This is a genomic window from Hymenobacter mucosus, assembly GCF_900188255.1.
GTDB lineage: Bacteria > Bacteroidota > Bacteroidia > Cytophagales > Hymenobacteraceae > Hymenobacter > Hymenobacter mucosus.
The window spans coordinates 388,592-410,323 of the sequence record NZ_FZNS01000005.1 but is presented as its reverse complement, the minus strand read 5'-3'; the positions used below and the strand labels follow the sequence as shown (position 1 = coordinate 410,323).

At 56.7% G+C, this 21,732-nt stretch carries 16 protein-coding genes; 13 read left to right on the top strand and 3 right to left on the bottom strand.

The genetic code is table 11. The features are described 5' to 3' along the window. Positions 1–70: 70 nt before the first annotated feature. Positions 71–2,185, bottom strand: a complete 2,115-nt coding sequence (locus CHB83_RS14405; RefSeq protein ID WP_089333124.1) for a M13 family metallopeptidase — start codon at positions 2,183–2,185, stop codon at positions 71–73. A gap of 281 nt (positions 2,186–2,466) precedes the next feature. Between CHB83_RS14405 and xseA the strand changes: the two genes are divergently transcribed. From xseA to CHB83_RS14385, 4 genes are all read left to right on the top strand, one after another. Continuing rightward, entirely contained in the window at positions 2,467–3,951 is a 1,485-nt protein-coding gene (gene xseA / locus CHB83_RS14400) for an exodeoxyribonuclease VII large subunit (protein WP_179225537.1), read from the top strand. Between the two features lie 17 nt (positions 3,952–3,968). After that, positions 3,969–4,196, top strand: coding sequence for an exodeoxyribonuclease VII small subunit (gene xseB, locus CHB83_RS14395; RefSeq protein ID WP_045689935.1), 228 nt, complete (start codon positions 3,969–3,971; stop codon positions 4,194–4,196). A gap of 413 nt (positions 4,197–4,609) precedes the next feature. Beyond that, on the top strand, positions 4,610–5,422 hold the full coding sequence (locus tag CHB83_RS14390; protein WP_089333122.1) for a sensor histidine kinase: 813 nt from the start codon (positions 4,610–4,612) through the stop codon (positions 5,420–5,422). Then, entirely contained in the window at positions 5,419–5,835 is a 417-nt protein-coding gene (locus CHB83_RS14385; RefSeq protein WP_045689933.1) for a response regulator, read from the top strand. The genes CHB83_RS14390 and CHB83_RS14385 overlap by 4 nt, the downstream gene beginning before the upstream one ends. Before the next feature lie 144 nt (positions 5,836–5,979). On the opposite strand, the gene CHB83_RS14380 is transcribed toward CHB83_RS14385, so the two are convergent. Then, positions 5,980–6,342: an MGMT family protein gene (locus tag CHB83_RS14380; protein WP_089333121.1), complete on the bottom strand. Its 363-nt coding sequence runs from the start codon at positions 6,340–6,342 to the stop codon at positions 5,980–5,982. A gap of 171 nt (positions 6,343–6,513) precedes the next feature. On the opposite strand from CHB83_RS14380, the gene CHB83_RS14375 reads away from it, so the two are divergent. The 5 genes from CHB83_RS14375 (at position 6,514) to CHB83_RS14355 (ending at position 13,554) form a co-directional block, all read left to right on the top strand. Then, positions 6,514–7,008 (top strand): YciE/YciF ferroxidase family protein, encoded by a 495-nt coding sequence (locus tag CHB83_RS14375; RefSeq protein WP_045689931.1) that lies wholly within the window; start codon positions 6,514–6,516, stop codon positions 7,006–7,008. A 233-nt stretch (positions 7,009–7,241) separates the two neighbouring features. Beyond that, positions 7,242–8,417: an efflux RND transporter periplasmic adaptor subunit gene (locus CHB83_RS14370; RefSeq protein WP_089333120.1), complete on the top strand. Its 1,176-nt coding sequence runs from the start codon at positions 7,242–7,244 to the stop codon at positions 8,415–8,417. A 110-nt stretch (positions 8,418–8,527) separates the two neighbouring features. Continuing rightward, positions 8,528–11,611 (top strand): efflux RND transporter permease subunit, encoded by a 3,084-nt coding sequence (locus CHB83_RS14365; RefSeq protein ID WP_089333119.1) that lies wholly within the window; start codon positions 8,528–8,530, stop codon positions 11,609–11,611. A gap of 51 nt (positions 11,612–11,662) precedes the next feature. Then, positions 11,663–13,090, top strand: a complete 1,428-nt coding sequence (locus tag CHB83_RS14360; RefSeq protein ID WP_089333118.1) for a TolC family protein — start codon at positions 11,663–11,665, stop codon at positions 13,088–13,090. A 275-nt stretch (positions 13,091–13,365) separates the two neighbouring features. Then, positions 13,366–13,554 carry a hypothetical protein gene (locus CHB83_RS14355; RefSeq protein WP_089333117.1) on the top strand — a complete coding sequence of 63 codons (189 nt, stop codon included), beginning with the start codon at positions 13,366–13,368 and terminating at the stop codon, positions 13,552–13,554. Between the two features lie 87 nt (positions 13,555–13,641). Here CHB83_RS14355 and CHB83_RS14350 read toward each other — a convergent pair whose 3' ends face one another. Continuing rightward, a complete protein-coding gene (locus tag CHB83_RS14350; RefSeq protein WP_045689943.1) occupies positions 13,642–14,913 on the bottom strand; it encodes a zinc dependent phospholipase C family protein in 1,272 nt (423 codons plus the stop codon). A 312-nt stretch (positions 14,914–15,225) separates the two neighbouring features. On the opposite strand from CHB83_RS14350, the gene CHB83_RS14345 reads away from it, so the two are divergent. The 4 genes from CHB83_RS14345 to CHB83_RS14330 all read left to right on the top strand — a co-directional run bounded on the left by CHB83_RS14345 (position 15,226) and on the right by CHB83_RS14330 (position 21,700). Continuing rightward, positions 15,226–15,642, top strand: a complete 417-nt coding sequence (locus CHB83_RS14345; protein ID WP_052695473.1) for a hypothetical protein — start codon at positions 15,226–15,228, stop codon at positions 15,640–15,642. A gap of 285 nt (positions 15,643–15,927) precedes the next feature. Continuing rightward, on the top strand, positions 15,928–19,089 hold the full coding sequence (locus CHB83_RS14340) for an efflux RND transporter permease subunit (protein WP_089333116.1): 3,162 nt from the start codon (positions 15,928–15,930) through the stop codon (positions 19,087–19,089). 190 nt (positions 19,090–19,279) lie between these two features. Further along, complete coding sequence (locus tag CHB83_RS14335) at positions 19,280–20,416, top strand: TolC family protein (RefSeq protein ID WP_179225536.1); 1,137 nt, start codon at positions 19,280–19,282, stop codon at positions 20,414–20,416. A 114-nt stretch (positions 20,417–20,530) separates the two neighbouring features. Further along, complete coding sequence (locus CHB83_RS14330; RefSeq protein WP_045689926.1) at positions 20,531–21,700, top strand: efflux RND transporter periplasmic adaptor subunit; 1,170 nt, start codon at positions 20,531–20,533, stop codon at positions 21,698–21,700. Positions 21,701–21,732: the final 32 nt, after the last annotated feature.

Genomic DNA, 21,732 nt, shown 5'->3' with positions numbered 1-21,732 from the left:
CCAAAAAAGGCCGATCCGCACATGCGGATCGGCCTTTTTTGGGTGTAGTAGCATCTGCTGCGTGCTTAGACTACCATACTTTGGCACGGTCGGCTTGAGCGCGCACCATCTTGGCGTCGTCCTTACAGCCGAAGGCTTCGAAGAACTCGGGCATGTTCATTAGCGGCCCGCTCGTACGGAACTGCGCGGGGGAGTGTGGGTCCGTCATTACCTGCTGGCGCAGGTACTCGGGGCGGGCGTTGGTACGCCAGATCTGAGCCCAGGCCAGGAAGAAGCGCTGCTCGGGGGTAAAACCATCGAACTTAGGTCGCGCTCCGTTGCCATAAGTTTTCTGTAGTTGCTTTTCCAGGGCTGAGTAAGCAATGTTCAACCCCCCGAGGTCAGCTAGGTTTTCACCCATGGTCAGCTTCCCGTTTACAAACACGGAGTCGAGAGGTGAGAAAGCGGAATACTGCTTCCCTACCATATCGGCGCGCTGCTCAAACTTGGCAGCATCCTCCTTGGTCCACCAGTCGCGCAGATTGCCTTCCGAGTCATACTGACGGCCTTGGTCATCGAAGCCGTGGGTGATTTCGTGACCAATCACGGCGCCCATACCGCCGTAGTTTACCGCGTCATCGGCCTTGGGGTCGAAGAACGGGGGCTGCATAATGCCGGCCGGGAACACGATTTCGTTCATCGGCGGATTGTAGTAAGCATTTACCGTGGGCGGCGTCATGCCCCACTCAGCACGGTCGATGGGCTTACCAAACTTGCTGTTGTTGTCCATGATGGCCCACTTGCGAGCCGCCAGTACGTTCTGCAAGTACGACTCGCGCGAGATATTCAGGGCCGAGTAGTCCTTCCACTTGTCGGGGTAGCCAATTTTTACGGTGAAGGCGTTCAGCTTTTTCAGCGCCTCCTGCTTGGTGGTTTCGCTCATCCAGTCAGCCTTGCGGATATGCTCCCCCATGGCTTCCCGAATGTTCTGCACCATCGTCATTGCTTTGGCCTTGGTGTCGGGTGTGAAAGCCTTGTCCACGTAGAGCTGACCGAAGGCTTCACCCAGGGCGCGGTCGGTAGCGGCATTCATGCGCTTCCAGCGGGGCTGCTGCTGCTTGGCACCACTGAGTACCTGCGAAAAGCGGAACTGCTCGTCGCCAAACGCCTTGGGCAGCGCCGACGTGAGAGAGGAAGCCATGTGCCACCGCAGGTAGGTTTTCAGGTCGCCCACTGGCTCCTGCTTAAGCATGGTGCTTTCCTCTTTGAAAAACTCCGGCTGGCCTACAATTACCGTTTTAGCCGCGCCCAGCTTCATGGCGGGCAGCATGGCCGTCAGCCCCAGGTTGGGGAACTGCTTATTGGCCTCGGCCACGGTCATTTTATTGTAGTTAGCCTGGGGGTCGCGCAGGGCCACGCGGGTACGGCTAGCTTTGGCCAGGCGCGTCTCCAAGCGCATCACCGTGGCGGCATTTTTGGCGGCTGCGGCCGGGCTGTCGCCCAACAGCTTGAAGGTGTTGGTGAGGTAAGTGGTATATGCCGAGCGGATGCCTTTAGAGCGGGCATCGTCTTTCAAGTAGTAGTCACGGTCGGGTAAGCTGAGGCCGCCCTGATAGAACTGCACGGCATACTCAGTGCTTTTCTTTTCATCCTGACCCACGCCCACATAGAAAAAGGCACCGGTGCCATACAGCTGCTGACGCACCAACTCATTCTGCACGCCTTTCAAGTCTTTGATAGCGTTGATGCGGGCTAGCTCGGGCTGGAGGTATTTCAAGCCGGCTTTTTCAATAGCCACCGTATCCATACCGGAAGCGTAGTAGTCCCCAACTTTTTGGGCGTTGGTGCCCTTCGCCGCCGAGGTGTTGGTTGCTGCTTCCTGCAGAATTTGCCGCATCACAGCGTTATTCTGGTCAGCCAGCAAATTGAAAGAGCCCCAGCGTACTTCCGACGCTGGAATAGGGTTGTTTTTAAGCCAGCTACCGGAGGCGTACTGGAAGAAGTTGTCGCAGGGCGATACCGAGGGGTCGATATTGGCCACGCTGATGCCTACGCCTGGGGTAGTAGCTTCCTGGGCTGGGGCGGCCGGAGCAGGTGCGGTTGTGGCGGCAGCGGTGGGAGTCGCCGTTTTGCTGGAAGCACAACCAGCCAGGGCCAAACCGGCAGCTGCCACGGTGGCCAGCGTCAGGTTATTACGGTTTTTCATGCAAAGGAATGGATTAGGGGAATGGAATGGGAAGCAAGGTAAACACAAAATCCGCGGGGGCTACGTTCAGCTTTGTGCTCTCGTATGGCCGTTTGCGGACCGCAAAGACGTTTGCCTACCAGGGACGTTGCATTGCTTATCCGCGTTGAATGCGCCACTAGCGCCTAGCACACTAGGCCCTGCGTACGGTAGCGGGCGTGTCGTCGTCGTCTGGTATCATTGCCCTTCCTTCGTCCTGGGTTGTGGTGCCCATGCCTGCCTTCTGCGTAACTTGCACCCACATGCCGCCTCTGTACAACCGCCGCCCAGAACCAGGGCTCTCCGCTCTTCCACCTGCCGCTTTGCCCCTAGCCGAGCTACTGGCGCGCGTGCGGCAAACGCTAAGTGAGCGGTTTGCTGATTCTTACTGGGTAGTAGCTGAAATTGCCGACCTCACCCTTCCTCGCTTCGACGGCGCCCATTGTTACCTCACCCTCACTGACCAGCATACCACGGGCCGCGGTGCCCAGCTGAAGGCCCAGGCGCGCGCTACCATCTGGAGCCAGCGTTTCCAGCAGCTCGCCCCTGCTTTCGAGGAACATACGGGCCTTACCCTACGCCCTGGCCTCAAGTTGATGCTGCGGGTACAAGTGAAGTTTCACGAGCAATTTGGCTTAAGTTTGGATGTGCTGAGCATTGACCCTACGTATACCGTGGGTGACTTAGCACGCCAGCGCCTTGAAACACTGCGGAAGCTGGAAGCCAAGGGGTTGCTAGAGCGCCAGCGCCGCCTCGTACTACCTATTGGGGTGCAGCGCGTGGCGGTCATTTCTTCGCCCACGGCGGCGGGCTGGCAGGACTTTGTGCAGCAGTTGCGAGAGGCACCCTACGATTTCGCTCTTACCTTATTTCCGGCCACCATGCAGGGCGACGATGCCCCTGCCAGCATTCGGGCAGCGCTAGCATCCATTCGAGCCCGCCGACGCCAGTTTGATGCGGTAGTAGTTATCCGGGGCGGGGGTTCCAAAACCGATTTGCTAGCCTTCGACGACTATGGGCTGGCAGCAGCCATTGGAGCTTTCCCATTGCCGGTACTCACTGGTATTGGTCACGAGCGCGACGAGGCGGTAGTAGACCTTACTGCCCATACTGCACTAAAGACCCCAACGGCCGTGGCCGCCTTTCTTATTGAGCGCCTAGCGCGCTTAGAGGCCGCCCTCGATGGCTACGGTAGCCGTATTCGTGAGCTGGCACTAAGCCGGGTACAAGATGCTCAGGACCACTTACGCCGCCTGGCACGACGGGCGCACCAACATGCTCGCCAGCAACTAGAGGAGCAGCGCGACGCCTTGCACGCCCGCATTCGCGTAGCTGCGGCTGCTCCTCGCGCCCAATTGCACCAACTCGAGCAGCAGTTGTCGCGGCGACGACACCAGTTGCACCGGGCCGCGCGGCGCGGGCTCCGGGAGCAGGAAAGCCGGTTGCGTACGCTGGGTCGCGCCTTGGCGCGCCGCTTCCGCCATCTGCATCGGCGGCGGCGGGAACAGCTTCTGCACCGGCGCTACCAGTTACAGCTTGCTACTCAGCGCCTGCTGCACGCGGCGGCCCTGCGGTTAGCCCGCTTGGAGGCAATGCCTACTGGTCCCGTGGGCACAGTGCGCCTGCTCACTCCTACTGGCAAGCCCATCATCAAAGCCTTACGTGCCGGCGACGAAGTGCTACTACGCCTACCCGACGCTGTCGTTCCTGCCCGTATTGGCGGGCAGCTTCCGCTGTTTCGCCCCTAAGTTTTTGCTTTACTCTCATGCCTCAGAACACTACCTATCGCCAAGCCATTGAAGAGCTAGAGACCATTCTGCGCGCTCTGGAAACCGATGCTGTAGACGTAGACGACCTCACGGCCCGCGTGCAGCGTTCCGCTGAGTTGATTCGCCTTTGCAAGCAGAAACTCCGCTCCGCTGAATCGGCTATTGACCAAGTTTTCGAAAATTTGGACGATGAAGATGATGCTGCATATTCAGATGAAGAATAGAGTATAGCCTCTAGCTGGTCGCTCGTCTCTCTGAGGCAGTAGCTCTTTTATAGGCTTGTTTTTCAACTGTTAAGCTCTGCCCTCAACTGAGCGTTTTACTACTTCAGCTTACCTACCGCTGCACATTTAGGCAACCAGCATAGCCGCGTAGGAAAGCAAGTGAGGCCACAGAAAAAACTCAGTATATGGATGTTCCAAGCTATTCTCCTTATTTTACTACCCTCTTCCACTGATTATACTCTAGCATGCAGGCTCAGTTATACAAAATAGCTGAGGCGCAGGTGGCTGGTATGGGCAGACATTCACGGAAGAAACCGTTTTAAAAGCAAGAGTGCTATTCTGTCGCTTATGTCAAGCAGACGTTCATTTACAGCCGACTATTTATTCTCCTAGCAGCAGGGGTACTCTACCGTATGGACAGTCGGCTATTTCCCGTTTTACTGGCTACTCCAGTGCTGCTGCTCCTTGCCTTGGGCATAGTAGCCTTCGTACTGCGCTACCAGCGCCGGTTGCTACGCCAACAGGAACAAATGCGGGAAATGGGGGAAATGGCGCAACAACAAGCCCTAGAAGCGGCCCTACTAGCTCAGGAGGAAGAGCGGCGGCGCATTGCCGGCGACCTGCACGATGGAGTGGGTACTACCTTGGCTATTGTTAAGCTTCACTTGAGTACACTGGCCCAACCTGAGCTAACTCAAGAGGCATCCCTACTCCTCGACCAGGCAATTGGGGAAGTGCGTCGTATATCCCGGAACCTATTGCCAGCAGCCCTGCAAAAGTTTGGGCTGCCCTTTGCCCTTGATGCGCTGGCCCGCACCATGCCCGCCGATGGCCCCACGCATATTACCCTTGAGCAGCACGGCACCCCCCGTCGCCTCGATTCTCACTACGAGCTAATTGTGTATCGGGTGGTGCAGGAGCTACTTGGCAATGGGCTCCGCCATGCCCACGCGGCACACATCGACATTCAGGTGGAGTTTGGGGTCGATACGCTGTCATTGTATTACGCTGATGATGGCGTGGGCTTCGACCCAACTGCCACCGACCAGCCTCCCCTTCCGGGAAATCGTACCGGCCTGGGACTCACCAACCTCCGCAGTAGAGTAGCCGTATTGCGGGGGGGCCTGCGCCACGAGTCGGCGCCGGGGCAGGGGAGCCGGGTTTGGATTTCTTTACCTATCCCTTATCTTTCTAAAAATCAGCCTGCTACCCCCTCTTACGCATGAACACACCTGCAATTCGCTTAGCTGTGGTGGACGACCACATCCTTTTTCGGAAGGGACTAAGCGCCCTCATCAGCGGCTTCCCAACCATGGAAGTCCTCTTCGAAGCCGGCGACGGCCAAGAAGCCTTGGAGCGCCTCGACCAGGGCCTCGTACCTGACGTGCTGCTCATGGACTTGCAAATGCCCGTATTGGATGGCCTGCAAACCGTACGGCTTCTACGCGTACAGTATCCCCAGGTGCGCACCATCATCATTTCCATGCACGACGAGCCAGAGCTAATTGACAGCCTGCGCTCAGAAGGCGCTCATGGCTACCTGCTCAAAAACGCTAGCCCAGAAGAAGTGCATTCGGCTATCTTGAGCATGGTGAGCAGCCGCCCCTCGCCCTACCGCCTGCAGAAGTCTTCTATCTAGTCTTTCGCTATTTTACCTACTCCCGATTCGGCTATGAATCAAGCGGGGCTGCTTCTACTCTGAAGCAGCCCCGCTTGGTTTTTACCGGTTGGCGTACCTACCTCAGCAAGCACCTGTAAGTTGGCCTTTACCCGCCAAGGCGTGTTATTCCAGTTCCGTAGCGGGGTCCCAGAACAGCTTCTTGAATTCCACTACTTGGTCGTTTTCCACGCGTACGCCTTCCGCCTCCAAGGCTTCTTGCATAGCCGTGGGGGTAGCAAAGTGATGACGGCCCGTGAGTAGGCCGTTGCGGTTTACTACCCGCTGAGCCGGCACGTTCTCTAGGCCCAATGCCGGGGCCGCAGCTATGAGCGCGTAGCCTACCATGCGGGCACCATGGCGGGCTCCGAGGTAATGCGCAATTGCTCCGTAGGTGCTCACGCGGCCAGTTGGTATCAGGCGCACTACCTCATGCACGTCCTGAAAGAAATTACGTTCGGTTTTGGGTGAGGGAGCGGCAGTTTTCATACGTACCTGATACGGGGAACCGGTCGGGTACGATGTGGCTAAACAAGCTCAACACTAGCAAAAAACTAATTTTTTATATCAACCTACCAGGATAGCTACCCGTAAGGACAAAGGCTTGGCGGCCCTAGCGGCACTCAGCTACGTTCCACCCATTCTCTTACCTAAAAAGCTATGTCCGACAAATTAGAAACCCTGGAAGACTTATTCCAACACGAATTGCAAGACCTGTACAGTGCCGAAAACCAACTGGTAAAAGCACTACCCCAAATGGCTGCTGCTGCAAAAGATGAGCGCCTGCGCGCTGGCATTGAGCGCCACCTGCAAGAAACCGAGCAACAAATAGTACGCCTTGAGAGCATTGGCAAGTCGCTGGACATTGATCTGGACGGCGAAACCTGCAAGGCAATGGAAGGCCTCGTAAAAGAGGGCCAAAAAACTTTGTCGGAAAATGCTACCGACGAAGTAATGGATGCGGCCATCATTGCTGCTTCCCAGCGTATTGAGCACTACGAAATTTCAGGCTACGGCACGGCTGCTCACTACGCTGAGCGCTTGGGCTACGACGAAGCTGCTCAGCTTCTGCGTCAGACACTGGATGAAGAGCAATTGACGGACACCAAGCTCAACGACTTAGCTAAAAGCTATATCAACCAGAAAGCCATGTAGTGACACCTTGAGTAGGCAGAGAGAAAGGGAAGTTACTCTTCTTTCTACCGGCTCAGTGCTTCACTTCCATTAAAAAGCCTGCAACCCGCAGGCTTTTTTTGTGTCTTAACCGCATTGTTTCCCCCCAACCTTGCTTGCGAAGTAAACCCAAATTCGCTGGTTAGCGTTGTGGACTTTTGCCCGTCTGCCCCCGGACGGATTTTATTTTACCGGGCGCCCACCCTCTCGCTTGCATGCAAACTCAAGAACAAGAAGATCTGGAAGTTACTACCGCTAGCCCTACCCCTCAACGCTCCGGCGGGGCTAGCCGCCGCATCCTGTGGCTGCTGGTTACGCTTGGTATTATTGGTGCACTTGTCTTCGTGAAGATGAAGTACTTCCCTTCCCAAAATGCGGAGGCCAAAGGCGGCGGCAAAGGGGGTGCAGGCGGCGGCAAAGGCGCACCCAGCGGGGCGGGCGGTAAAGGCGGTGGGCAGAAGCTGCCGGTGCAAGTGTACGTAGTGAAAGCTACCAGCCTGGCTGATGAAGTAGCCGCTACGGGCTCCATCTTGGCCGAGGAATCGGTAGTACTGAAAAGCGAAATTTCGGGTAAAATCACTAGCCTCAACATTCGGGAAGGCCAACCGGTACGCAAAGGCCAGCTCCTGCTGACCATTAATGCCGACGAAATTCAGGCTCAGCTGCGCAAGCAGGAGTTCAATATCAAACTCTTCCGCGACCAGGAGAAGCGCCAGCGCACCCTTCTGGATAAGGAATACATCAGCGCCCAGGAATACGAACAGGCCAACAATCAACTCCTGACGGCTCAGGCCGATTTGCAGGCTCTGCGCGCTTCGCTCACCAAGGCTTACATCCGGGCGCCTTTTGATGGGGTCCTGGGTTTATCGACGATTACAGTAGGTACGTATGTGAGCCCCGGGGCCGAAATCACGACCCTTTCGCGTGTGAAACCGGTGAAAATCAGCTTCACCGTGCCTAGCCGTTTCTCTAACCTAGTGCGTACCGGTGACCCCATCACCGTCACCGACGAGGCTTCCAACAAGAAGTACGAAGCTAAGGTGTACGCCCTCGACCCGCAGATTGACCCCGTGAGCCGCACCCAAACGGTGCGCGCCCGCTACGCTAATACCAACAATGAATTGCGCCCCGGTGCCTTTGTGAAGGTTAACCTGCAACTCGGCCAAACGTCAGAGGCTTTGCAGGTACCCACTGAGGCGGTTATTCCCGAGGCTGCCGGCTACAATGTGTACACTGTGCAGCAAGGCAAGATGGTGCCCAAGAAGGTGAAGATTGGCGTGCGCTCCACACGCCTGATCCAGATTACTGAAGGCGTCGCCGTTGGAGACTCAATTATCCGTACTGGTATCCTCCAGGTTAAACCTGGTGACGCCGTACGCGTCACTAAGTAATACAACCCTACCTGCGGCGAGTCAGCGGGCGTACACGTGCTTTATGCTGGTGCGCGCCGTGCTGCTGCGTAGTAGGCTTCCCACCGCGAATCACTGCGTGAAAACAACGTATGAGCTTATCCTCCACTAGTATTAACCGGCCAGTACTCGCCATTGTGATGAGTATGGTCATTGTAATTTTCGGGGTGATTGGGTTTCGCTACCTCAGCGTCCGGGAATATCCGAGCGTAGACCCACCCATCATTACTGTATCGGCCTCTTATACTGGTGCCTCTGCCGATGTAATGCAGGGCCAGGTAACAGAACCGCTGGAAGAAGCGCTGAACGGTATTCAGGGTATCAAAAACCTCACGTCGAACAGCCGCGACGGCCGTACTCAGATTACGGTAGAGTTTGACCTGGATGCCGACCTGGAAACGGCCGCCAATGACGTGCGCGACAAAGTGTCGGGGGCTCAGGGCCGCCTACCCCGCGACATTGACCCGCCAGTAGTGAGCAAGGCCAACGCCGACTCTCAACCCATTGTGATGACCTACCTCAGTTCTAGCCAGCGCAACCTGCTGGAGCTGACGGACTACGCCAACAATACCCTGAAGGAGCGCCTGCAAACTATTCCGGGCGTATCGGAAGTGCGGGTGTATGGAGAGCGGAAGTATTCGATGCGCCTCTGGCTAGACCCCGTGAAGCTGTCGGCGCTGGGTGTAAGCCCCGTGGACGTGCAAGCAGCTCTTACCCGCGAAAACGTAGAACTGCCTAGCGGCTCGGTGCAAGGCGAAGCCACCCAGCTTACCCTCCGCACCATGGGCCGCCTTACCTCCGTGGAGGACTTCAACAACCTGATTATTCGGCAAGACGCCTCGTCTTTGGTGCGCTTGTCCGACATCGGGTACGCGGAGCTTTACCCTGAAAACGACCAGACGATTTTTAAGGTGAACGGCGTGCCAATGGTTGGCTTGGCCGTTATTCCGCAGCCGGGTTCCAACCAGATTGACATTGCTGATGAGTTCAATAAGCGTATTGAGCTCTACGGCAAGGATCTACCCAAGGATTTAGTGCTCAAGCCGGGCTTCGACAACTCAGTCTTTATCCGCAAATCCATCAATGAGGTAGAGCATACCATCATTGAGGCCTTCGTGCTGGTAGTAATTATTATCTTTCTCTTCCTGCGCGACTGGCGCTCTACCCTCATTCCGGTGGTTGCCATTCCAGTGTCGTTGGTGGGTATCTTCTTCGTGATGTACTTGATGAACTTTTCCATCAATGTGCTCACGCTACTGGCCGTGGTGTTGGCAATTGGTCTGGTAGTAGACGATGCTATTGTGGTGCTGGAAAATATTTACTCCCGCATCGAAGAGGGCGAGGACCCCAAAACTGCCGCCATCAAGGGTTCCGAGGAAATTCTCATGGCCGTTGTCAGCACTACCATCGTACTGGCGGCGGTGTTCCTGCCGGTAGTGTTCCTCACGGGTATCACGGGCCGCTTGTTCCGGGAGTTTGGCATTGTGGTGGCTGGCTCGGTATTGATTTCAGCTTTCGTGTCGCTGACTTTGACGCCCATGATGTGCTCGGTGCTGCTCAAGCGCCAAGAAAAGCACAACTGGTTTTACCGCAAAACGGAGCCTTTTTTCGAGAGGATGATTGGGGGCTACCAACACAGTTTGGAAACCTTCTTGCGCAACCGGTGGATGGCTTGGCTGGTAGTAGCTGGCACGGGCGTGGGCATCTGGTTTTTCATGAAAACTATTCCTTCGGAGTTAGCCCCAGTGGAAGACCGTAGCCGCATAAATATCAATGCTACCGGCCCCGAAGGTGCTTCCTTCGAATTCATGGATGCTTACATGGCCCAGCTTACCAAACTGGCTATGGATACGGCCGGGGAGAAAAACCTGAGTAGCGTATTTGCCGTGACGTCGCCGGGCTTTGGTGGCGGTTCTAACTCGGGTAACGCCCGCGTGTTGCTTTTCGATGCGGATGAGCGCAAGGTTAGCCAGCAGCAGATTTCCGATAAGCTAAGCAGTGGAGTGAAGAAGCTCACGGCCGCTCGTACCTCCGTGTCCCAGGATCAGAGTATAGGTGGTGGAGGCGGAGGCCTACCGGTGCAGTTCGTAATCCAGACTCAGGATTTTGATAAGCTGCGCACGGCCGTACCAAAGTTCTTGGATGCTGCCCGCCAAGACCCCACGTTCCAGTTTGTGGATGTGAACCTGAAGTTCAACAAGCCCGAGCTGCGCGTAAACATCGACCGGGAAAAGGCGCAAAGCCTGGGCGTGTCGGTGCAGAGCATCAGCCAAACGCTACAGTCGGGCCTGAGTGGGCAGCGCTACGGGTACTTTATTCGGGAGGGCAAGCAGTACCAGATTATCGGGCAGGTAGCGCGGGAAGACCGCAGCCAGCCCTTAGACGTGCGCCTGCTATCCGTGAAAAATGCCAATGGCGAGCTGATTCAGCTTGACAACGTGATTCGCCTGGAAGAAAGCAGCACGCCTCCCCAGCTCTACCGCTTCAACCGCTACAACTCTGCTACGTTCTCAGCAGCTCTTGCTCCTGGCCGTACCCTCGGCGACGGTATTGCCGCCATGCAGGCCCTGGCCGACAAAACCCTCGATGATACTTTCTCCACCGAATTATCTGGTGCCTCCCGCGACTTCCAGGAAAGCTCTTCTTCTCTGGTATTTGCTTTCGGCCTAGCGCTTGTACTGATTTACTTGGTACTGGCGGCACAGTTTGAAAGCTTCCGCGACCCCGTTATCATCATGGTGACGGTACCGCTGGCGCTTTCGGGCGCGTTGCTTAGCCTGTGGTACTTCAACCAGACGCTCAACCTGTTCTCTCAGATTGGCATTATCATGCTGGTGGGCTTGGTTACGAAAAACGGTATCCTCATCGTGGAATTTGCCAACCAGCAGGTAGAAAACGGCAAAGACTACATGACGGGCCTGATTGAGGGCGCTACTGCCCGCTTCCGTCCCATTCTGATGACCTCCTTGTGCGCCATTCTGGGCATCCTACCCATTGCCGTTGCTACGGGCGCGGGCGCTCTAAGCCGACGGGCCATGGGTATTGGGGTAGTAGGCGGCCTGTTCTTCGCCACCGCCCTCACGCTGTACGTGGTGCCGGTTATGTACTCTTACTTCGCCACGGCCAAAAAGCACAGCCAGAAGGTGGAGAAGAAACAAGAGGCCTTAGCTGCCTAATAACTACCGTTTTCCGCTCCTGCTACTCCTAAGAAGTTGTTTCCTTTCAGAATGCTCTGCTTCCGCCTACTTGTTTGTTGCCTACTGGCTAGCCCCCTGGCAGCATGGGCCCAGCAACCCACCCAGCCCACGGCCCCACCACTTGAAAAGCCCCAGTCGAAGCCCCAAACGGAAAAGCCCGAAACAGTGGCTTCTGCCCCTCAGCTTACCTTGGCCGAAGCCATCCGTATTGGGATAGAGAATAACTACGATGTGCGCCTTTCGCAGCAGGATGTGCGCATTGCGGAAAACAATGTCACCCGGGGCAACGCCGGGCAGCTACCCACGGTAGCTGGCAATTTTACCCGCACGTTCAACGTCAACAACACCCGACAGCAGCGGGAACAGTCTAACCCGGTTGTTATCAACGGGGGGCGGGCAAATGCGCTGAACACCAATGTAACGGCCAACTGGACCATTTTCGATGGGTTGGGCATGTTTATCGCCTACGACCGACTGCGCGCACTGGAACAAAGCCAGCGGCAGTTGACCCGAGCTACGATGGAGGAAACGGTAGCCAACATCATGGATGCCTACTATGCCGTGGTGCGGGAAGCTGGCAAAATCAACTCTCTAGAGGAAGCCCTCAAAATTGGGCAAGCTCGTATTGATCTGACCCAGGCCCGCGTGGATGTAGGCGTGGCCGCTAAGGTGGAAGTACTCACCGCCCGCGTCGATTATAATGCCGACCGCTCCTTATTGGTGCAGCAGCAGGAAGTGTTGAAAACGGCTAAGGTGAATCTCAATAATCTACTAGGCCGCACACCAAGCATTGATTTTCTGCCGGCTGACTCCATTGTGGTAGCCCGCACCCTCGACCGAACCACAGTAGGGCAAGCCATTCGTCAAAGCAATCCGCGCTTGCAGCAAGCCAAGATTAACACCCAAGTAGCCACGTTTGACCGCAAGCTAGTGCGCGCCAGCCGTTTTCCACAGGTTGACTTAGTAGGCGGCTACGGACTAAACCGTAACATCAATAATGCTTTCCTCATCAATACAGCTACTGGTAGTGTATTAGGCTCCAACGTTAACCGGGTGTACGGACCGAATTATGGCGTTGCTGCCTCAGTACCAATTTTTGATGGGTTCAACCGCACCCGTCTGGAACAGAACGCCCGCATTGCCGAGGCGCAAAGTCGCCTAGCCCTCGACCAGACCCGACTGCAGCTCGATGCCGAAGCGGAGCAGGCATATGCTCAGTATCAGAACCGCCTGCAACTACTAGAATTGGAAGAAGGTAACATTCTGCTGGCCCGCGAAAACGTAGCTATTGCCCTGGAACGCTACCGCCTAGGCCTGCTCACCCCTCTAGACCTTCGGGTAGCACAACGCACCCAGCTCGACGCTGAAGTACGGCTGCTTGATATTCGCTACCAGGCCAAACAAGCTGAAATAGTATTGCGCCGCCTCAGCAGCGGCCTCGTTCAGCAGGGCGAGTAATCAATAAGCAAGCGTAGTATTACGCTTCAATCGGGCAATACGCAGTCTACTAGCTAAACAGGCGGCTACTAATCCTAAAGGGGATTGGTAGCCGCCTGTTATTTTTATTCACCTAGGAAATAGTACCATTAGAAGAGATTGGCACCGCACCGACCGAAATAGCTGAAAACGGCTATATCTGTCCAGTAAGTTTGAATCACAAATACGGCGAACGGGCTTACCGGTTTGCCAAAAAAGCTTCACTCTCCTACTGCAATCCTCTTCACGCTCTGTTTATGAAAGGCTCATTCTACCGCCTGTTTTTGTTAGTTGTATTGGTAGTAACTACTGCTCTTGCTGCCTCTTCTACTGCTCAAGCTAGTCCGTTTAACCGTCTCATGCCCACGGTGCGGGCTAAGATGAAAGGCCAACAGATCGTACATCGTCCTATCTACCGTGCCTACAAGCCATACCGCCACCGCTAGGCCGTAGAGTAGTAAAATCTATACATGCACCGAGGGCCGGGCACGCAGTAGTTACGCTGCATGCCCGGCCCTCGGTGCATGTACGTGTTACTGCTGCGGTAGAGCTTGAAGCTCTTTCAGTGCTTCTATCGTTTCCTTACGCTTAGCTGCTTCTTTTTCATCTTCATCAACAGGCTCACGGGCCGGGCCGCTAAAGAAAGCCAAGATGTTTTCGCGTAAGGGCGGTGTGAGACCCGCAAAGTCTTTGTCGGCCAGCTTGCGTAGCAGTTCACCGTAGGTTTCATCTGTTAAGGCATACTCGCCGAGCTTGGTGGGTTTGCCTGTATCAAAATCGGTATTGGGTAGGCGCTGGGTGCTAACAGTGGCCGTGTCTCGGGGCTCTTTCTCTATAATTGTGCAATAGTTGCGCATCACGGACCGGAAGCTGGCTTTAAATAGTTCTTGCGCTTCTGGTGTAGGCAATTTGAAAGCGAACGGACGCAGGGGGCCTATTTTAGGCAGCACACGCACAAAGTAAGACAGAACGCGGGCGCCCGTACCTGGGTGCTCGTAGCCAGTACCGTAGCGTTTGCGGTACTCCCGCTCGCTCTCCTTGTATATGTACTCGCGGCGGCGCGCTTGGGGGCTAAGCCGGCGAATTTCTTTTTTCTGGGATTGCCAAGCTGCTCGGCTGGCAATGGGAATAAGCTGGCGCACCGCAAACCGGAAAGAGCCAACAGCCAGGTCTACATTGAAGATGATCTGGCCCAGTTCCAGCCCATACGTTTTCTGGAAGGCGCGCTCTAGCGCAGGCTTGCTCACCTGAAACCCAATGTAGCGCTGGTAGTCGCTGGTGCGGTAGCGGCCGGCGGCTACTTGTACTACATCGAAGGCAAACTCTAGCTGGGTGTGCTGAATAGGGGCTTCCTCGTAGGTGATGTTACTGCCGAACTTCGCTTTCAGATCGGGGTACACGCTGGGCATGGCCCGGTTGGTACCTTCCGGATGGCCCTTGATATCTGCCACGTAATGCGCTAGGGCACCCAGGGCAAAAGCGTACTCATTCCGATCGTGTGCCTCGTCGAGCATGTTGCGGACGAAGTCACCGGTACGCACGTAATGAGTTAGGTTGGTGAACAACTCGGAGCCAAATGGGTAAAAACCCATGTCCTGAATAATGGACCCACCGTAGGCATAGCTCTTGGCCTCATTGAGTTGGTCTTCCGTAGCGCCGGGGTAGCGCTGTTGCAAGAGTGGCACTAAGCACGGCTGCCAACAGGAGTCGACGTTGGCTTGGTGAGTTAGAACAGAGTACGCGGCGGCGGGACGGGCCGTGAGCCCAAGCAGGATGGCTGCCAGCCCAAAAATCCATTTTAGCATAGTAAAGAGCTTGGTCGGCCTACGTAGCTCGGCCACAAGCCCTGACTCTACGCGCTGGGCAGTGCCCTGGTTGTAGGCATGCACATTAGAACTTTGCTAGTTTTTCCCTGACCGCCAGCATGCAGACACAAAATCCTCTTGATCAACTATTTACTACTGTCATAACTAAGAACCCCACCTAGTTGTAGACTACGCAGCCCTGGCCGCTCCAGAGCAGCTTTAAGACTCGTCTGAATTCATAATGTTTCCAAATTTCAGCTTTATCCTCTTTTTATAACACAACTCCTCCGCTGCGAAGTTATTTTTGCCGCCATGAAATCGGTGGTGTCGCTATTTCTGGGAGTACTTATGCTGATCAGTAGCCTGATTCCGCAGAGCGACCTATCCGAGCTGGGCAAGCTGCCCCAGTTGCTGGAGCACTACCGTTTTCACCGCGCCCTAGCAGGTGGGCACCTTTCGCCACTTGCTTTCTTGGTGTTGCACTACGGCCCGCACGGCTCCGACCACCGCCGGCACCCCTACTCCTCTCGCGACGCCGAGGGCCACCACAGCCTTCCGCTGGAACAGCACCACCACGACTGCGTGATGGTGAGCTTTATGCTACCCACCCTGCGCTTTCTGCTTTTGCCAAGCCCAGCCGAGTGGCCCACCGAGTTGTACCACATGGCCCCGGGCTCTTTGTATGCGTTTAGCGTGCATGCAGCCCTATTGCAGCCGCCTCGAGCGTAAGTAGTGTGCCGCCCCAGGCGGTAGTGCGCCCCGCGCAACCTAGGCCACTGTCACTCATACGGCTACTGGCCTATCTGGCTCTCAAGAGCCCCTCCTATTCTTTTCTTGTTCTGCCGCGCAGGTGCATAGCTGATCAGCTAGCCTCTGATGCATGCCGTTACTACTCTTTGGCGGAGTAACAGCTGAAGCGCATCGTCCCAACACGCCTTTTGGGTCCGATTCGCGTGCGTGGCCGCAGCACATTTGCCTTGAGTGCCCGCGGGCATTCCAGACCCTCCTTTCTCTATGCTTTCCCGAATCATAGCGGCTAGTATCCGCAACAAGCTGGTAGTAGCGCTGCTCCTGCTGGCCTTGGTGGCCTGGGGTGGCTACTCAGCAGCTCATCTGCCCCTCGATGCCATTCCCGACGTCACGAACAACCAAGTTCAGGTAATTACCCAATCGCCAGCCCTGGCGGCCCAGGAGGTAGAGCAACTGCTCACCGTGCCGTTGGAGCTGCAGCTGCGTACCGTACCCGGCGTCACCGAAATCCGCTCTACCTCCCGGGTCGGCCTTTCGGTAATCACCGTAGTATTCGAGGACGAAGTCAGCACGCTTGAAACTCGGCAACTGGTAGCCGAAAAGCTGCGCTCCGCTGAGGCCGACCTGGGTAGTGGCCTCGGCACGCCTACTATGGCCCCCATCACCACCGGCTTGGGCGAGATTTTCCAGTACACCCTGGGCGTGAAGCCAGGCTACGAGCACCGATACTCCCTGGCCGCTTTGCGCGATGTGCAGGACTGGGTAGTAAAGCGTCAGTTGGCGGGCGTGCACGGCGTGGTAGACGTGAGCAGCTTTGGAGGCTACGTGCGCCAGTACGAAGTGAGCGTAAACCCAGAGCGTCTGAATGCCGCGGGGGTTAGCCTGCCTGAGCTCTACACGGCGCTCCAAGACAACAATGCCAACACTGGCGGCTCTTACTTAGAGCGGGGCCCCAATGCCTATTTTATTCGGGGCGAGGGCCGGGCGGCTTCCTTGCAAGACATTGGCAGCATTGTAGTGAAGCGAGTGGGTAGTAATCCACTGCTAGTGCGCGACGTTGCCGACGTGCGCTTTGGTCACTCCGTACGCTACGGCGCCATGACCCGCAACGGCCGCGGCGAAACCGTGGGCGGCATCGTGCTTATGCTCAAAGGAGCCTCCTCGGAGCAAACCATCAAAGGAGTGAAGGCCCAGGTAGCTGAGATTCAGCAGACGCTGCCGCCTGGCATTGTGGTAGAGCCGTTCCTAGACCGCACCAAGCTTATCGACAAGGCCATTCACACGGTTTCCAAAAACCTGATCGAAGGCGGCGTTATCGTGGTGGTGGTACTGCTGGTGCTACTCGGCAACCTACGGGCCGGGCTGGTAGTAGCCTCCATGATTCCGCTGTGTATGCTATTTGCACTAGCCCTCATGCGCCTCTTTGGCGTGTCGGCCAACCTCATGAGTCTGGGCGCGCTGGACTTCGGGTTGATTGTGGACGGGGCCGTCATCATTGTGGAAGCCATGATTTTTCACTTGGTGCATTTCCGGGAGCGGGCCGCCAATGAAACTATGGACCAGGTGGCCGAAACGGCAGCTACCCGCATGATGCGCTCCGCTCTTTTTGGGCAGCTTATCATTCTTATCGTGTACCTGCCCATCCTAGCCCTCACCGGCATTGAGGGCAAGATGTTCCGGCCCATGGCCCTCACCGTGAGCTTTGCCATTGTGGGCGCCATGCTGCTGTGCCTCACCTACGTACCAGCCGTAGCTGCCTGGGCCCTCCGCAAAGAAATGAAAGAAGAAGGTACCCTGGCCTACCGCATTATGGAGTTTCTGCTGCGAGGCTACCGGCCGCTTATTCGGGCAGCGCTGGGGGCGCGGGTGCTGGTGGCAGCCGTAGCGGTAGGCCTGCTGCTGCTTGCTAGCTGGCTGTTCACGCGTATGGGCGGCGAGTTTATTCCGCAGCTGGATGAGGGCGACTTTGCCGTGAACGTGACCCTTGCGCCGGGCTCTTCCCTCACCCAAAGCATTGCTACTACTACCAAAGTGCAACAGGTGCTGCTAAAGCAGTTCCCGGAGGTGTTGCAGGTAGTAGGAAAGATTGGCACGTCGGAGATTCCTACCGACCCGATGTCGCTGGAAGACTCCGACCAGATTGTGGTGCTGAAAGACCGGGCCGAGTGGACGTCCGCCGACTCCCGGGAGGAACTGGCCGGCAGAATGAGTGAGGCGCTGGCTGGTATTCCGGGCGTAAACCTAGAGTTTCAGCAACCCATCCAAATGCGCTTCAATGAGCTGATTTCAGGAGTAAAGTCGGATATCAGCATCAAGATTTACGGCGACAACCTCGATCTGCTGTATGAAAAGGCCAACGAAGCCGCTACCCTCATTCGGCCACTGGCAGGGGTAGGCGACTTGAAAGTAGAACAGATTGCCGCCCTACCCCAGCTGCGCGTCACCTACGACCGCACTAAGCTAGCCCAGTACGGTCTGCGGGTGTCGGAGCTGAATACACTGCTGCGGGCCTCGTTTGCCGGCGACATTACGGGGCAGGTGTACGAGGGAGAGCGGCGCTACGACCTGGTGGTACGCCTCGATTCGGCCCGCCGCCGTAGCCTCGACGACCTGCGCGGCCTCTACGTTGACTTGCCCGACGGCCAAAAAGTACCTCTGGAAGAAGTAGCCGATGTGTCGTTCCGCAATGCGCCTACCCAAGTATCCCGCGACAATGCCCGCCGCCGCATCAACATTGGGGTGAATATGCGCAACCGCGACGTAGAAAGCCTGGTAGAAGAAATTCAGCAACAGCTCAGCACCCAGTTGCGGTTGCCCAGCGGCTATACGCTCCAATACGGCGGCCAATTTGAGAATCTGCAGCAGGCAAAGTCACGCTTGGCGGTAGCAGTGCCAGTAGCACTGGGGCTAATTTTCGCGCTGCTCTATTTCTCTTTCGGCTCGGTGAAACAAGCTGTGCTCATTTTCACGGGGATTCCGCTAGCAGCCATTGGGGGGATACTGGCCCTTTGGATGCGGGGTATGCCCTTTAGTATCTCGGCCGGGGTGGGCTTTATTGCCTTGTTTGGCGTAGCAGTACTAAACGGCATCGTATTGGTAGCCAGTCTCAATGAGCTGGCCGTGGCCGGTGTACGCTCGGTGGAAGAACGGGTGCTTCGCGCTACGGCCGAGCGGTTCCGACCGGTACTGCTCACGGCCGCCGTGGCCTCCCTAGGCTTTCTGCCAATGGCCCTCTCCAATTCGGCCGGAGCCGAGGTGCAAAAGCCTCTAGCCACCGTTGTTATCGGGGGGCTGATTTCGGCTACCCTGCTTACGCTGGTAGTACTTCCCGTGCTCTACACCTTCTTCACCAAAGATGGCGAGGCAAGCCCCATTGCGGTAACGCCCGAAGCAGTTGAAGAAGCCAAGGAAGCGCATCATCTGTAAGCCCTGCCCTACCCGGTTTTCCCCTGGATATGACGAGGAGGCCAACGGCCGAACCCAAGAAACTACTGCAATGCTCTATCGTCTCGTATGTGCATGTTTGCTGCTGCCCAGCCTAGTATGGGCCCAGACTACTCCCCGCACACTACCACCGCCCCAATCTAGTACTTCCGCCCCACTAACACCAAACAGCGTGCTTTCCTTACAACAGGCCCTGCAAACAGGCCTGGGGCAAAGCTTGCTGGTGCAAACCGGAACCTTGGAAGTACAGCGCCAACGCGCTCTAAGCCGCACGGGCTACGATGTACCCCGCACGGTAATAGACTACCAATACGGTCAAATCTCAGGTCCCCTAGCGGACCAAAGCGTGAATATCGTGCAGCAGTCGGCCTTGCCAGGGGTGTACTCAGCTACTCGCCGCTTGCTAGAAAGCCAAGTATCAACGGCCGAGCAGCGGGTGCGGAGCCAGCGGCGGGAGTTGGCTCGCACCATTGGCAGCACGTATTACGAGTTGCTGCTGAGCTACCAGCGGGCGGCCTTGCTTCGGCGCCAAGACAGCCTATACCGCCGCGCCGCCCGCGCCGCCAGAATCCGTTACCAGACCGGCGAAACCAACCGCTTGGAACAAGTATCGGCAGAGGCCCGGTCGCGGGAGCTGCAAAACCGCCTTGCGCTTACCCGCACCGGCATTCTAGTGCAGCGGCAGCAGCTTGGCACACTACTCAACCTAGGCCAACCCGCTACCATTGACACGGCGGCTGCCCTAGTGGCTCCGCTAGCCCCCACTGATACGGCCGGGCTTTCCGTTGGCTCTAACCCTACCCTGGCCTTGCTGGAACAGGAAGCAGAGGTAAGCCGGCGCCAAACCCGCGTGGAGCAGTTGCGGCGCCTGCCCGATGTGCGCGTGGGGTATTTCAACCAGACCATCAATAAGGAGCGAGGATTTCAGGTGGCACAAGCTGGGGTGGCGTTGCCTCTGCTCGGTGGGGTGCAGAAAGGCCGCATTCAGGCCGCCCGCATTGGCGAGCAAACGGCGGCGGCTCAGCTTCAGTACGCCACTGCCCAGCTGGCGGGCCAACTCCGGGGCATGCGTCAGCAGTTGGCCCAGGCGCGTACCTCCCTCACGTATTACGAGCAAACGGCCCTACCCCAAGCTCGCCTCATCTTGGATACTGCCGAGAAGAGCTTCCGCGCCGGCGACATTGAATACGTGGAGTACGTCGTCAATACCGAGCCAGCCTGGCAAATTCGTTTGGCCTACCTCGACCAAGTGCGCCAATACAACGAGCTGGTTTTGATGCTGCAAGCACTAACTGGCCCCGACCTGTAACATTTTCACTATAAGAAACCCATAGCAACTCAACCTACGGGCTTCGCTTCCTCGGCGCTTGCAACACGGCATTCCGGCTACGCGCCGACGGTGACAACAAATCGGCCTTTTCATATGAAATATACTTTTCTCCTACTGCTAGCTGGCTTGGCAACGGCCTGCGGCCGTGATACCCCTCCCGAAACCAAGACGGTGGCCCCAGCCGCTACGCCCGCTCCCCCCACCAACCCCGACCAGGTTAGCATCAGCCCGGCGCAGGCCAAGGCAGCCGGTATTGAGACGGGCTCCTTCGCCTGGAAAAACATGACCTCCGATGTGCAGGCCAATGGCAGCATTGACGTACCTCCCCAAAATCAGGCGTCTATTTCGGCGGTGATGGGCGGGTATGTGCAGTCGGTGGCCGTGCTACCGGGGCAGCAGGTAAGCCGGGGCGGAACGGTAGCCGTGCTGCGCCATCCTGATTATTTGAAGCTCCAGCAAGACTACTTGCAGAGCAAAGCCCGAGTCACGTTTCTGCGGCAGGAGCTGACGCGCCAACAGACCTTGGACGCGGAAGATGTGGGCGCCAAGCGCAAACTACAGCAAGCCCAGAGCGATTATCAGTCGGAGCAGGCGATACTGCGAGCTACGGCCGGCCAGCTGCGCATGCTAGGAATTGGTATGACCCAGCTTGACCGGGGCGTTATTTCCCCCACGGTGCCCCTTGTCTCGCCCATCGGCGGGTACGTGAAATCCGTCAACATCAACCCCGGCCAGTTTGTGGATCCTCAGGCTGTGCTGGTAGAAGTGGTGGACCGCTCCGATTTGCACTTGGAGCTAAAAGTGTTCGAACGGGATATTGTACGGGTGAAAAAGGGCCAGCGCATCCTATTTAAAATTCCTAGCCGCGGCTCCAATGAAGATCTGACGGCCCGCGTGTTTCTGGTGGGCAAGGCCTTCAATGATGACGCCCGCACGGTGAGCGTGCATGCCCACTTGGAGCCCGAGCGCGACGATGTGCTGCCTGGCCAGTACGTGGCGGCCCACATTCAAACCGCTGGTGCACGCCAGCGCACATTACCCGAAGATGCTGTTATCCAAGCTGGGGAGTTTAGCTACATCTTCGCCCAAGCTGCAACGGGTGGCCACACCTTCCAGCGTTACAAAGTAAAAACCGGCCCTGCCGAAAACGGCGACGTGGCCGTGACGCTGCTAGAGCAGCTTCCTGACACAATGCGCCTAGTTCGTCATGGCGCTTACTTCCTAGATGCCGAGCTTAAGAAAGGCATGGACGCAGAAGAGTAAGCATTGAACAAAGAACTGTATAACAGCTTCGT

What these genes read in the sequence shown, in the direction of transcription:
- CHB83_RS14360 (WP_089333118.1), top strand. Translation starts at nt 11,663, where the DNA reads ATGCTCTGCTTCCGCCTACTTGTTTGTTGCCTACTGGCTAGCCCCCTG.
- CHB83_RS14370 (WP_089333120.1), top strand. Translation starts at nt 7,242, where the DNA reads ATGCAAACTCAAGAACAAGAAGATCTGGAAGTTACTACCGCTAGCCCT.
- CHB83_RS14350 (WP_045689943.1), bottom strand. Translation starts at nt 14,913, where the DNA reads ATGCTAAAATGGATTTTTGGGCTGGCAGCCATCCTGCTTGGGCTCACG.
- xseB (WP_045689935.1), top strand. Translation starts at nt 3,969, where the DNA reads ATGCCTCAGAACACTACCTATCGCCAAGCCATTGAAGAGCTAGAGACC.
- CHB83_RS14375 (WP_045689931.1), top strand. Translation starts at nt 6,514, where the DNA reads ATGTCCGACAAATTAGAAACCCTGGAAGACTTATTCCAACACGAATTG.
- CHB83_RS14340 (WP_089333116.1), top strand. Translation starts at nt 15,928, where the DNA reads ATGCTTTCCCGAATCATAGCGGCTAGTATCCGCAACAAGCTGGTAGTA.
- xseA (WP_179225537.1), top strand. Translation starts at nt 2,467, where the DNA reads ATGCCGCCTCTGTACAACCGCCGCCCAGAACCAGGGCTCTCCGCTCTT.
- CHB83_RS14385 (WP_045689933.1), top strand. Translation starts at nt 5,419, where the DNA reads ATGAACACACCTGCAATTCGCTTAGCTGTGGTGGACGACCACATCCTT.
- CHB83_RS14405 (WP_089333124.1), bottom strand. Translation starts at nt 2,185, where the DNA reads ATGAAAAACCGTAATAACCTGACGCTGGCCACCGTGGCAGCTGCCGGT.
- CHB83_RS14390 (WP_089333122.1), top strand. Translation starts at nt 4,610, where the DNA reads ATGGACAGTCGGCTATTTCCCGTTTTACTGGCTACTCCAGTGCTGCTG.
- CHB83_RS14345 (WP_052695473.1), top strand. Translation starts at nt 15,226, where the DNA reads ATGAAATCGGTGGTGTCGCTATTTCTGGGAGTACTTATGCTGATCAGT.
- CHB83_RS14380 (WP_089333121.1), bottom strand. Translation starts at nt 6,342, where the DNA reads ATGAAAACTGCCGCTCCCTCACCCAAAACCGAACGTAATTTCTTTCAG.
- CHB83_RS14330 (WP_045689926.1), top strand. Translation starts at nt 20,531, where the DNA reads ATGAAATATACTTTTCTCCTACTGCTAGCTGGCTTGGCAACGGCCTGC.
- CHB83_RS14355 (WP_089333117.1), top strand. Translation starts at nt 13,366, where the DNA reads ATGAAAGGCTCATTCTACCGCCTGTTTTTGTTAGTTGTATTGGTAGTA.
- CHB83_RS14365 (WP_089333119.1), top strand. Translation starts at nt 8,528, where the DNA reads ATGAGCTTATCCTCCACTAGTATTAACCGGCCAGTACTCGCCATTGTG.